Origin of the sequence: Anaerovirgula multivorans (assembly GCF_900188145.1) — a bacterium.
Taxonomy (GTDB): domain Bacteria; phylum Bacillota; class Clostridia; order Peptostreptococcales; family Natronincolaceae; genus Anaerovirgula; species Anaerovirgula multivorans.
Window position 1 is genome coordinate 1 of the sequence record NZ_FZOJ01000027.1, and the last position, 12895, is coordinate 12895.

The following is a 12895-nucleotide window of genomic DNA, read 5'->3' on the forward strand; positions in this document are numbered from 1 at the left end:
TATCGAGGTCTAGAGTTATTATAAACTCTAAATTCGATAGGCTTGATTATTTTTTGAGGATTTCAACTGAAATTTTCAATTTCCCGATATCCCCTTAAGTTTGTTTAGTATAAATGAGCAAAATTTTTGATTGCCCAAGAAGAAGGAAAGTCGCGGTGGGTAGAGTTACTCCAAATTGAGCTATGGATTTTCAATCTTTTCTCTCTACATTTTTTCTTTAAATTTATACGATAGGAAGCACGTATTCTTTGAAAAAAGGTTATCTTTTAGGAAAAACATCTGGATTTAGGCATAGCTGCTCCCTCCCCACTGAAGAGGCTTGGGAATAAGGTATTCAGTTCATAAATCATTAAGTTGGTGCTTCTGGTAATAAAGTACTCACCATCTGCAATTTACCTTTCTTACATGTTGAACAAAGAGTTACATCTTTACCTAGAAGAAGACAGAGAATATCAATGGTTTTAAGTCCTTCAAATTTAGGTTTGTATAAAGGACTAAGGGTCAGTTTCCTACACAATGTAAGCTTTGTTTTTTTTGTTGCGGTTGCCTAGTAATCCAAAGTGTCTAATTTTAACAAATCTCTTCGGGAGAATATGCATTAAGAACCGACGGATAAATTCTACACCATCTAAGGTGATTAGCTTAGATTTATTGTTGTCACTGTAATCCTTAGGGGATGTAACAGACAAAATAGTATAACGATTTGTATTATGTTTAGCATGCTCTACCCTAACTCCCATAGTTTTACTGCAAATATCGCCAATTTTTAATTTAGCCACTTCGCTAAAGCGTAAGCCACTACCATAGATTTAAAGTTAAAATAGCCTTATGCTTAAAACCTGATAGAGGAAATATAGTTCTAGCGCCTATAATCATCAATCTTTTTCTATTTTACTAATCTTCTAATTGCTAATTTTCGGTTGTATTTATCTAAGTTCTCATAACAAGATGATCTGTTAAGTCGCCTTTACGCCAAAAATCCGATAACAAAGCGATAACTGTATCAAGGTATATAAAACAATCAAGCAGGAGAAATTACAGCATCTATCCTCCTACTTGATTGTTTAGATCAATTTTTAAAAAAGAGTTTTCTTACATAATCGGAATAAACCCACATAAAAAACGTAAAAATGTATTGACTCTCACGTTCCGTGATAGTGTATTATAAAAATAGAGTTATGCTTTATTGACAAAAGGCTCACAGTCGGCGGAGTATTTGACAATATTGATATCTCTAAAAATAGATTAGGGAGGAATAGCGATGAGGACTGTAAAACAGGTTTCTGAGTTAACCGGTGTAAGTGTCCGTACTTTGCAATACTATGATGAAATCGGTTTATTCAAGCCGAGTCAAGTTACTGAATCAGGCTATAGAATGTATGATGACGATGCCTTGGAAGTGTTACAGCAAATTATGTTTTTTAAGGAATTGGATTTTCCTTTGAAAGATATAAAGTCGGTAATGCAGAACCCTAAATTTGAGAAAAACAAGGCATTTGAAAATCAAAAGAAACTGATTCAGACCAAACGTGATAGACTCGATGGTTTATTGAATTTATTAGACAAACTTATAAAAGGAGAAAAATGTATGAGCTTCAAAGAATTTGATATGAGTGAATATTTTAATGCATTGGAGACGTTCAAAGAAAAGCACACCGATGAAATAATAAAGCATTGGAGTAGTGTGGATGAGTTTGATAAAATGACTGAAGATTTTAAATCTAAGGAAACCGAGATAGCCCAAATGGCTGTGACACAATATGGCAGTATAGAAAAGTATACCGAAGCTATGAAGAAAAATCTTAGTAATTTTTCGGGTACAATGGAATCCCTCCATGCATTAAAAGATAATGCTGATGCTTATTTGCGTAAATCAAATGAAATAACGGAAAGACTTACTTCAGACTTAAATAAAGATACCGCTTCACAAGAAATCCAACAAATTGTGGATGAGCTGATTAAAACGGTCAACGAGGACAACAAAGCTGCACAGAATATTGATATGGGAGACAACTATTGGGGTCTTATGTCGGATCTTTATTTATCCAACCCTGCATATATAGAAGTAACCGATAAGAAATATGGTAAGGGAGCCTCTGAATTTATTGGTAAAGCGTTGAACGCATATTTGAGATAAGTCTGAGTAATCTATGTGTTTTTCGACAATTTAATTAAATGCATAGTTGGAAAATATAGAGGTAGGGAAATACCATGAATATGCATAATCAGGAGGATACCATGATTTCTGCCTTCGAGACGAAAAAATGTTCTTCCGATCAATTTTGCCACCTAGAGGAAAATCATATCAATAAGATGATGCAGCTGGCAAATCAATTATATAGAGAAAATTTAGATCCAGAGTTATTAGAACAATTTGTTGCCACCAAGGTAGAGGCAAATGAAAAACAAGCAATCAAGGGGGCTTATAATAATAATCATCCAATCATGTCAAATCCATCTCAATCGCCTCAACAGTTTACCCATGAAACCTATAAGAGTAATCAAATACCTCTGAATAAAATAGAAGGAGCTCCTTCTACAGAGGAAATTATTTTTACTCGTGGTACCACGGAGGCAATTAACTTGGTGGCGGAGAGCTTTGGGAAAATGAATATACATGAAGGGGATGAAATTATACTGACAATGATGGGGCATCATTCAAATATTGTTCCCTAGCAAAAGCTACAACAGGAAAAAAGAGCAATCATTAAAGTTATCCCCGTAAATGATCTTGGTGAAGTCTTATTGGATGAATATGCTAAACTTCTCACACCCCGTACCAAAATAGTAGCCATCACACATGTATCCAATGTCCTGGGAACAGTGAACCCTGTGGAAACTATGATTAAGGTGGCACATCAATATGGAGCATGTGTTTTGATTGATGGAGCACAGTCTGTACCACATATTGGTGTTGATGTGAGAAAATTAGATGTGGACTTCTATGTTTTTTCTGGACATAAGGTTTATGGTCCCACGAGAATAGGTGTATTGTATGGGAAAAGAGCTTTATTAGAAGAAATGCCTCCTTGGCAAAGAGGTGGAGGTATGATAAAAGATGTAAACTTTAACCAAACAACTTATAATAGTTTACCCTATAAATTTGAGGCTGGCACAGGAAACATTGCAGATGCCATAGGGTTAGGAGCAGCTATAGAATATATACAAAGAATAGGGATTGATAGCATTGAAAGGCATGAAAGAAAACTAACTATCTACGCTATGGAAAAGCTATACCAAATACCTGGTGTGCATATTATTGGAACAGCTCCCAATAAAACAAGTGTAATTTCATTTGTAATAGACAGAGTACATCCAGAAAGTGTAGGTTAATATCTAAATCAAGAAGGAATTGCAGTTCCAGCAGGTCACCATTGTGCCCAGCCTGTTTTGCATAGATTTGGCCTAACCAGTTCAGTCCGTACATCCTTAGGCGTTTATAATACGATGGAAGAAATTGACCATTTAGCTAACACAGTTCTTAAAATAGCAAAATATTACAATTAGTGGAGTGAAATTGATGAATAGGCTAAAACCTTAAAACCATTCTGCTTATTTAGATTTACAGCTGTAGAGCTAATTAGTGGAAGAAGATTTATATTCTTTCCCGTATTTGTTGGTCCTACCTCAATTGCAGGCTGGCAACACACTCGCCGAGTATGGAACTTTGTTGGTGTATACTTAAGGGCAATTAGATCCTTTAGGTGTTAAGAGCTCTTAGAAATTTAGTATAGATTACAAATAAAAGGACAGGTACATTGATTGAAAAGTCAATCTATCTGTCCATCTGATTCGATTATCTTATGCAAAGCCCCTCTTGGAATCAAGTAGATAAAACTTTTCCCATTGGATCTTATTATGCTCCTACGAAGTCGTCTATTTCATTTCAAGTGTTTGTATTAATGCGTAATTATCCCCCCTAGAGGGCAAAAACCTTTATAAAATATGTTTCCCTATACCACTAAAGCACACTTATCCTTGAGGCATTTATTATGATAAAAACTCTATATGCCTTTAAATTTAAGGATTATGACCTCTCTATCAACACAACACACTCCACATGGCTCAGCCGCTGAAAAAAGCAGTGACAGGTATTCGAGGTTGCCTTTCTTGACAGACAGGTTGGTCTTGACCATAGTGCATACCGTGCGGCTAAAGTATAAACTCTGTATCTGTTAGTTTACTCTCATGAATGTATTCAGAATAGCTGCTCCATTTGTATTTATCTATTTCTGTTACTATCTTTACTCTAATTGGATTTTGATGAATATATCGTATCAGCGATAACAAATATTCATCCTTCCCGACTGGCTAACTTTTAAATCTGTTTGCAATTAATGCACCACTTCTTGAATATTTTCTGTTAAACCAACCTGCATATCTGGTAAGTAATCTCTTCATAATTACCGTGATATCCCCTATATTGTATTCTTTTAAAAGAATGTGTACATGATTGGTCATTAAGTAGAATGCATAAATCTCAAATAGCATCTCCTTCTTAAGCCTTTGTATAATATCCTTTATTTTAATGAAATCTTCTTCTTCTTCAAAAATATTATGTCTGTTCATTCCTCTAAAAACAATATGATACAATCCGCTTTGGCTATATTGACGTGCTTGTCTGCTCATTTTTAATCACTCAACCAGATTGTATCATGTATATTTTAAAGTATCAATGATGATTGTTGTCACTTTTGTCATTTTTTTAAATCCCGTATGATAAACACATCTAATAATATCTTTTATAATACCAATCAATCCAGTCTGTTTTATTGAAACTGAACTTTTAAACTTTAAGTGATGGTAAGAAAACCCATAATTAACCGATGGCATCATATATACTTTTCTCTTGCATTTTCCGGCAGCTTCTTCTGCAACAGCTTGCCCAATATATTCATCAGTTCCAGTAGGCAAATGCAGTGCATGTTGCTCTAAAGAAGAAACTATAATGAGGGCTATGTCTTCCTCTTGAATATTAGCAAAGTCCGAGGACAGGCACTCGTTCCATTTAATTACCATAGTTATTGCCTCCCCATAATCAATTCGATTCATCTAAATATTCTTCAGGATCTGATATCAGGGGAATATCAATATTATTAGGCAAATATGCAGTACTATCCTTAAGTCCATGGCCTGTAAGCAAACAGATCACCGTACTGTCTTTATCAATTGCTTCCTGTTCAATCATCTTTTTTAGCCCTGCATATGCACTTGCAGAAGCAGGCTCAACATAGATTCCTTCTTTTTGTGCAAGTTCAATACCTGCAGAAATAATTTGGTCATCCGTCACAGTTACAGCATAGCCACCTGAGTTTTTTATAGCTTCAACAGTAATTTCGCCGTCCTGCTCATAACCTATTAGCGGATCACAGATTGCAGAAGCTATTGTAGTAGGATTTAGGCAAGACTTAACCGCAGAACTATAGATCCATGCGCTAGCGATAGGCGCACATCCCTCTGCCTGAACAGCTATAAGCCTAGGTATTCTATCGATTACTTCCATTTGTTTTAGTTCACTAAAGCCTTTGTAGATACCATAAAGGATGGGTCCAGCACCTACGGGGATAATGATATAATCCGGCACCTCTCCAAGCTGCACAAAAATCTCATAGGATATAACTTTATCCCCTTCTATGCCATAGGGATTAAGGAAGGTTGTGGTGATGTTCATGACCTTATCCTTTTGAGCTTCTTGGAGAGCAGCATCATAACTTTTAGAAAAGTTCCCTTTAACCCGCATCACCTTTCCTCCATAGGTAATAGCCTGAGCTACTTTTGATGGGGGAGTTGTCTCTGGAACGAATATGAGATTATGAACTTCTCCCAATGATGCGTACAATGCAGTAGAAGCACCCCCATTTCCTGATGAAGAAACTACTACAGTATGGCAATTAAACTCCTTAGCCATTGAAATACACATTGATACAGGCCTATCCTTAAAGGAACCCGTAGGGTTTCTACTTTCGTCCTTAAAAAGGAGCCTTTTTACCCCAATCTTATTATTCCCTCTTCGGCTCTCAATCAAGGGTGTTCCACCCTCGTTATTGGATACTATATTTTTATGGCTTAAAGGAGGAAGTACCTCCTTATAGTCCCACATTTTATCAAATTTGTTATGTTTACTTAAGGAAAACCTTTTTAAATATTCCTTATCATATTCAACGATAAGAATACCGCCACACTCTGTGCACAACGAATGATTATCGAGTTCAAACGTGCTAGAACACTCATGACATTTCAAAATGCATGTCTCCATATTGTATATACTCCTTAAATATTTTTTCCTCTTGCATCTACAGGAATACTAACTTCTACCTCACCATCTCTAACACCATATACTGTGTCATTTAGGTTTGGAATAACACAAGCATGGTTTGGTATAATCTCTATCACATCTCCTACTTTTAGATCGTTTGGCTCCTCTGAAATCATAAAACCATGTTCTTCATTGAGCTTATATATAGTAATTTCAGGGTGATCTACAACATATCCATATCCTTTAGTAAAAGAACCTGTATCACTTGTCAAGGTTTTTGTACCTGCATCTATTATTGCTGTATACTTATCAGGCTTACTTACTACCGTTGATAAAATTCTTAAAGCACAATCCTCTTCTTTAACTAAACCTGGCCATAATGTCGACCCATCATTAAATATGTAGTTTCCTGCTCTTACCTCTGTAACTCCTTCAAGATACTTTGCCATTCTTGCAGAGTATGAAGAACCGGTACTAAGTATTGTAATATTGAATCCGTTATCATTTAATAGTTTCTGTGTCTCAAGAAGCTCTTTGCTTTCCATTTTGGTTTTTTCTATAATACCTTTTTCTGTGTTTTCACCATAAATTGTTCCACCATAGTATAGCAATCCGCATATATCAAGTCCAGAAAGATCTTTCACTTTCTTTGCAAACTCTAAAGTCGGCTCTCCTGGCATAATACCTCCACGGTTAATTCCACCATCAACTTCAATAAGGGTTTTAAGCTTTTTCCCCATTCTAACCCCAAGTTCTGAAAGACCTATAGCACCTTCAATACTATTTATCATATTCATAATATCTGCTCTATCAATCAAAGCTCCAAGCCTTTCAAGCTTAGCCTTACCAATAGTAGGAAAAGCTATAAGAATATCTTTAATCCCATGCTCAACCATTACCTCTGCTTCAGTCAATTTTGCACAGGTAATTCCTACGCATCCTCTTCGAAGCTGCTCTTGAGCAAAATAAATACTTTTATGCGCTTTTATATGGGGACGATGCTTTATATTGTACTGTTTGTTGAGTTCCACCATATTTTCAATATTCCGTTCAACAATATCAAGATCAATGATAACCGCTGGTGTAAGCAATTCATTATACATTTACAAAACCTCCATATATTTATAATAATATGTACAGTTTATCTAAGGATCACTTTTATCATCTCTTCATAAAAGGATGTTGCCATATTTAGTTGTTCAATTTCAACATACTCATCAACAATATGAGCTTGTTTAATACTGCCAGGCCCTACAATAATGGTCTCAATACCATTTTGGGTAAAAAGAGTCTGTTCACAGGTTGCTGTAAATTCACATATCTTCGGCTCTTTTCCAAAACAACTTTTATAAGCCTCCACTGATAACCTTGTAATTTCCGAATCGATAGGAACTTCACCTGCACCTAAATAAATATAAGGCTCTATCGTATACTTGAACTCACTGTCTTCACGCTCTAATTTCTTTAGTATTTCAGCTAGCTCTTCCATTACACTTTCTTTTGTATCTGAAGGAATAATCCTTCGATCAATCTTAATTTCACAGTAATTTGGTATTATGTTATCCTTTTCTCCACCTTCTATCATGACTGTAGCAATCGTTGGACTAGGAAGAATAGGATGATGAATTTGACTTAATCTTTGATTGTATTTTTCTATAGCAGCTAAGACCTTTCCCATCTTATTTATTGCATTGATACCATTGGCAGGATTGCTGGAATGACAACTCTTACCAAACAACTTAATCGTATATCTGGCAGTACCGCGATGGGCAATATTGATATCCATTGAAGTGGGCTCACCAACGATTACATAGTCTGCCTCAGATATTTCCTCAAGAGGTAATATGGAAAGTGTCCCTTTATTATGCAGTTCTTCATCTGCTACAAAGGAAAGTATCAATTGACCACTGCTAAAATCAAAATCTGCATCTATAAGCTTTTTTGCAGCAGTTATCATTGAAGCAATACCACCTTTCATATCGGCTGCACCTCTTCCATATATTTTACCATCAATAACCTGTGCATTGAAAGGATCCGTTGTCCACTTTGTGTTAGCCGGCACTACATCAAGATGACCGTTAAACACAAGCTTTTTCCCTTTAGGATTACCTATTGCGGCTACGACGCTACCCCTATTCTCTCCACAGCTTATAAGTTTGTTTTCAAAACCCATTTCTCCAAGGATTTCTGCAACTCTTTCTGCCAGAGGCCCTTCGTTTCCTGGGATATTAACCGTATTATAGGATATTAGGTCTCTCAAAAGGTCTATTGTATATTGTTCATAGTTATTCAGATTTCTCACCTTCTTAACCGTTTGGTATATTGTTCTAAAACATGTTTATACTAAAGCTATGGGAATATAAAAATTGTTCAATTATTTTCTAATGAAAGAATGCTCTTGGTAGCCACATCACTAAAGGCTCTATATAAGTTATCAACAGTACGATTATAGCTCCAGAGATAAAGTAGGGTATAAGGTCTGTAATAGTGTCCTCTATGCTGTTCTTTGCTATATTGCAGGATATAAATAATGTTGTCCCCACCGGTGGAGTAAAGAGTCCAAGAGCAAGGGCACAAAGCATAATGATTGCAAAGTGTACAGGATCCATACCCATTTCCATAATAATAGGCATATAAATAGGAATAAAGATAAATAGATTCGGAACATTATCCATAATCATACCAGCAAGAAAGAGTATAGCTACCATTACAAATAAAAGTAATTGGTTTGGTAAATTTAATCCAAGCAATCCTTGTGCTATCATTGTAGGTATATTTTCTCGAATAAGCACCCATGTAAATATAGTGGCAGAGCAAACAACCAGCATAACTATTGTAGTACCTTTAGCAGTATCTACAAGTGCCTTATAAATATTTTTTAAATTCAAAGACCTATAAACAATAACACCTACCAATAGGGCGTAAACAGCCGATAAGGAAGCTGACTCTGTTGGTGTAGCTATTCCCAACACAATCGAACCTATAAGAACAATCGGAAGCACAAGAGCCCATATGGCATCCTTTGCTGAATCAAATACTTCTTTAAACGTAGCTCTCGCTTCACGAGGATAGTCTCTTTTTTTGGAAATAATCACTGTAACCATGAGGTAGGTGAATCCAATTAAGATGCCCGGAACCGCACCAGCCATAAACATCTGTGCTACAGAGAGATTCGCAATCCAAGCAATTACAATCATCGTACTGCTAGGAGGAATGATTATCCCTACTACCGAACTTGTGGCATTTATAGCAGCTGCAAAAGATTTTGGATAACCTTTTCTCTCCATCTCAGGTATAAGAATGCTACCTACAGAAGCAGCATCAGCAACAGATGAACCAGAAACACCAGCCATAATCATACTGGTAACAACAGACACACATGCCAATCCTCCTGGAAGATGTCTTACTAAAACATTGGCAAAATTTATTATTCTTTTAGCAATTCCGGCTTCTACCATTAGGTTTCCCGCCAAAATAAAGAAAGGCACTGCAAGAAAAGAGAAGGATTGAGTATTAGAAAAAAATCTTTGAGTAGCAACAGAAATTGGGATATCCATGGCAATTATGTAACTGATTCCCGATAATCCCATTGAAAATGCTATTGGAACACCAATGGCCACCATACCAAAAAATGCTATCATAATAATCAAAATCATACTACATCACCATATTATCCTTTCCTCGCAATTTTAATATTAACTGATAGATTAAAACTATAGTCATCATTATAAAACCGATTGCAAAAGAACCATAAAGAATGATCTTACTAAAGCCAAGAAGTGCCATAGTCTGCGTTCTCAGTTGGAGGCTCAGTTCAATACTGGATTTAACCATTATTCCACAGAATGTAATTGATAAAAGATTTATAAGTATTTCTACATAATATTTCATTCTTGGTGAGAATTTTTCTTTTACAAACATAAGTGATATATTTTCTTCATGAATAGTAATCACGATTGCAGCAAGAGCTGTGATCCAAGGAAACGTAATATTGGTTAACTCTGTTGTTATTGCAATAGGAAAACAAAAAAAATATCGGCTAATAACCTCCGTACTAACTACTATTGTGAGAAATGCTACAAGAAGAGCACATATAAAGTTTATAGCCTTTTCCATTTTATTGATAATTTTATTCATCTACTAGAAAGACCTCCTTAACCATCTGCATTTATGGTGCTAGGATTATACAAATGTATTGCATAATTGTATCGTTGCTTACCCTAATAAATAGAGTAAGCAACACTTAAAATAAAGGAGAGTTTATTTATTTGTTTAGCAACTCTGCAAAATCAGCTGGTATCTTCTTAGCAAATTCATCATAAACAGGCTGAACTGCCTTTCTAAATTCCGTTGTATCCGGCTCTGTTACTTCTTTGAAAGAATCCTGTAACTTTTTAAGATATTCTACATCACCATTTACATAATATTCTCTTGATACCTCAATTGCTGCATCAGCTGCTTTTTGAACTATTTCTTTCGCTTCATCATCAAGCTGATTCCAGAGCTTTTCACTTGTTAAAAAGTTAATGTTATAGTAGAAAATATTTAACTGTGCCATATAATCTTGTACTTCATGAAACTTTGTTTGATAAATAGCATCCATTGGGTTAAATTGACCATCAACAACACCTTGTTGAAGGCTAAGATATACCTCTGTAAAAGGAATTGTTGCTACAGAAGCACCTAAATTCTGCATAGTTCCAATAAGCACCGGTTCATTAGGACTTCTCATTTTTAAACCTCTCATATCTTCAATACTATTAATTGCTCTTTTTGAGTTTGTAACCTGAGCAAAACCAAGATCTCCAAACCCTAATATCTTATAGCCATGTTTTAAAGCAGTCTGTTTCCAATAATCACCGATTTCTCCATCCATTTTAGCGTGAGCATCGTCATATCCTGTTGTCAGGAAGGGCAGCGATGCTGCTCCAAAAACCGGATCAACGTTTGACATTGCTCCACCACCTGGTAATGAAAAGTCCTGTGACCCAACAAGAATACCTTCTATTTGCTCTTGCTCGCTGCCAAGTAATTCAGTAGGAAAAATTTCTACTTTAAGTCTACCATTACTTTCTTCTTCAAGAACACGCTTGAATTCCTTTGACATTTCACCGCGTACAGAATCCTCTGTCGTATTAAAGCCAAGCTTGAATGTATACGAATTTAATTCATCCCCCTCTTGTTTATCCTGTGTTGTTGGTTGTTTTCCACATCCTGCAAGAGAACCTATGACAAGTGTTATCATTAAAAATACTAAAAGTGCTTTTTTCATGAACTTACCCCCTAAGTATTTTGTAGATTGTACATTATACAATCCATTTAATCAATAAAATTATTAAACCAACTTTCCTAGCCTTTAATTTCAACAACCAACTCAATTTCTACAGGGATATCCGTTGGAAGTACATTTGTCCCTAATGCGCACCTAGTATGTTTTCCGGCTTCACCGAAAATTTCAATCATAAGATCCGATGCACCATTAATGACAGTAGGCTGTTCAAAAAAATCAGTTGTACTTGCAATAAATCCTTTAAGGTGTACAATTTCCTTAACCCTGTCAAGATCTCCAATCACCTTTTTAAGTTGGGCAATTAGATTAAGTCCGCACAGCCTTGCAGCTTGATATCCCTCCTCTTTCGTACACTCTTTGCCCACTTTGCCTGTGTACATTTGAATTCCGTTAATAATTGGCCCTTGTCCTGATATGTAAACCATATTACCTATTACTTTAGCTGGAACATATGAAGCAATAGGTTGCGGAGCCTCAGGCAAAGTAATACCAAGTTGCTTTAATTTCTCTTCCACCATTATCTCATCTCTCCCTTTTCTCTATAGCTTATGAGTTAATGAATAATTTCTAATTATTAGACTATTCATTAGCTCTGATTTCATATTATCATAATTACGCAAAAAAATAAATAGTTTTTTGATATAAAAAAAAATTTTTAGGTAATGGGCAATAAAAAACATCATGCTCCATTTTTTCTAGATATATCCAGATAGGTGTATAAAGTATATTTCGAAATACCAAGATACTCACATACCCTGTCTCCAGATTTGGTAATTAGAAACACTCCCTTTTTATCAAGGTATTGTATTGCGCTTATTTTCTCTTCTTTACTCATTGCATCTGGAAGCTTTCCTATTTTTTTCTGACATTCAATAATAAAATAGTCAAGAAGTTCATTAACGTTATTTGCAAAAACTTCGTTAACTTCTTCTTCATTATTATTATCAATAAGCCAATACTCTTTCAAAATACTGTCTGCCATTAACAAATCAGTTATATCAAAGTTGATACATATAGAACCAACAACTTTATTGTTTTCATCTCTCAAGTAAGTTGAGGATGACCGTAATATTCTACCACTGGTTGTTCTTGTAGTATATTTATATCTATCTCCCTCTTCTGTAGTTCCTCTTAAAACTTCTAACCCTAGATTGCTCCCACAATCTCCCACTTGCCTTCCAGTAATATGGTTGTTTTCTATTGCAACAATCGTACTCTCATAGTCTTGACTTAAATCGTGAACCACAACTTCACATTTTTTTCCGAACTGCTCAGCAATCATTTTAGCTAATCTTTGTAGATTATCCTTCTGATTTTCTATATAATTCATTCTATTCTCCTCCAATGCC

At 35.5% G+C, this 12895-nt stretch carries 11 protein-coding genes and 2 pseudogenes; 2 read left to right on the forward strand and 11 right to left on the reverse strand.

What is annotated here, in order from left to right; translation table 11 throughout:
* Nucleotides 1–349: 349 nt before the first annotated feature.
* Nucleotides 350–644 (reverse strand): annotated as a pseudogene (locus tag CHB72_RS28480) (transposase); the annotation flags it as partial.
* Nucleotides 645–1261: 617 nt separating this feature from the next.
* On the opposite strand from CHB72_RS28480, the gene CHB72_RS19435 reads away from it, so the two are divergent.
* Both CHB72_RS19435 and CHB72_RS27490 read left to right on the forward strand, forming a co-directional pair.
* Nucleotides 1262–2137 carry a MerR family transcriptional regulator gene (locus tag CHB72_RS19435; protein ID WP_089284539.1) on the forward strand — a complete coding sequence of 292 codons (876 nt, stop codon included), beginning with the start codon at nucleotides 1262–1264 and terminating at the stop codon, nucleotides 2135–2137.
* 308 nt (nucleotides 2138–2445) lie between these two features.
* Nucleotides 2446–3507 (forward strand): annotated as a pseudogene (locus CHB72_RS27490) (aminotransferase class V-fold PLP-dependent enzyme).
* Nucleotides 3508–4311: 804 nt separating this feature from the next.
* On the opposite strand, the gene CHB72_RS19445 reads toward CHB72_RS27490, so the two are convergent.
* The 10 genes from CHB72_RS19445 to CHB72_RS19490 form a co-directional block, all read right to left on the reverse strand.
* Nucleotides 4312–4629 (reverse strand): transposase, encoded by a 318-nt coding sequence (locus tag CHB72_RS19445; RefSeq protein WP_089284540.1) that lies wholly within the window; start codon nucleotides 4627–4629, stop codon nucleotides 4312–4314.
* Between the two features lie 24 nt (nucleotides 4630–4653).
* On the reverse strand, nucleotides 4654–5019 hold the full coding sequence (locus CHB72_RS19450) for a creatininase family protein (RefSeq protein WP_176431490.1): 366 nt from the start codon (nucleotides 5017–5019) through the stop codon (nucleotides 4654–4656).
* Nucleotides 5020–5038: 19 nt separating this feature from the next.
* Entirely contained in the window at nucleotides 5039–6256 is a 1218-nt protein-coding gene (gene thrC, locus CHB72_RS19455; protein ID WP_089284542.1) for a threonine synthase, read from the reverse strand.
* 14 nt (nucleotides 6257–6270) lie between these two features.
* Nucleotides 6271–7359: an alanine racemase gene (locus tag CHB72_RS19460; protein ID WP_089284543.1), complete on the reverse strand. Its 1089-nt coding sequence runs from the start codon at nucleotides 7357–7359 to the stop codon at nucleotides 6271–6273.
* A 38-nt stretch (nucleotides 7360–7397) separates the two neighbouring features.
* Nucleotides 7398–8558, reverse strand: a complete 1161-nt coding sequence (locus CHB72_RS19465) for a M20 family metallopeptidase (protein WP_176431491.1) — start codon at nucleotides 8556–8558, stop codon at nucleotides 7398–7400.
* 79 nt (nucleotides 8559–8637) lie between these two features.
* Nucleotides 8638–9912: a TRAP transporter large permease gene (locus CHB72_RS19470; RefSeq protein ID WP_089284545.1), complete on the reverse strand. Its 1275-nt coding sequence runs from the start codon at nucleotides 9910–9912 to the stop codon at nucleotides 8638–8640.
* A 1-nt stretch (nucleotide 9913) separates the two neighbouring features.
* The gene (locus tag CHB72_RS19475) at nucleotides 9914–10393 is read right to left on the reverse strand and encodes a TRAP transporter small permease (protein ID WP_089284546.1); all 480 of its coding nucleotides are present in this window, start codon (nucleotides 10391–10393) and stop codon (nucleotides 9914–9916) included.
* Nucleotides 10394–10520: 127 nt separating this feature from the next.
* Nucleotides 10521–11528 carry a TRAP transporter substrate-binding protein gene (locus CHB72_RS19480; protein WP_089284547.1) on the reverse strand — a complete coding sequence of 336 codons (1008 nt, stop codon included), beginning with the start codon at nucleotides 11526–11528 and terminating at the stop codon, nucleotides 10521–10523.
* 77 nt (nucleotides 11529–11605) lie between these two features.
* Nucleotides 11606–12064 (reverse strand): RidA family protein, encoded by a 459-nt coding sequence (locus CHB72_RS19485; RefSeq protein WP_089284548.1) that lies wholly within the window; start codon nucleotides 12062–12064, stop codon nucleotides 11606–11608.
* Between the two features lie 161 nt (nucleotides 12065–12225).
* A complete protein-coding gene (locus tag CHB72_RS19490; protein ID WP_089284549.1) occupies nucleotides 12226–12876 on the reverse strand; it encodes a helix-turn-helix transcriptional regulator in 651 nt (216 codons plus the stop codon).
* Nucleotides 12877–12895 lie beyond the last annotated feature (19 nt).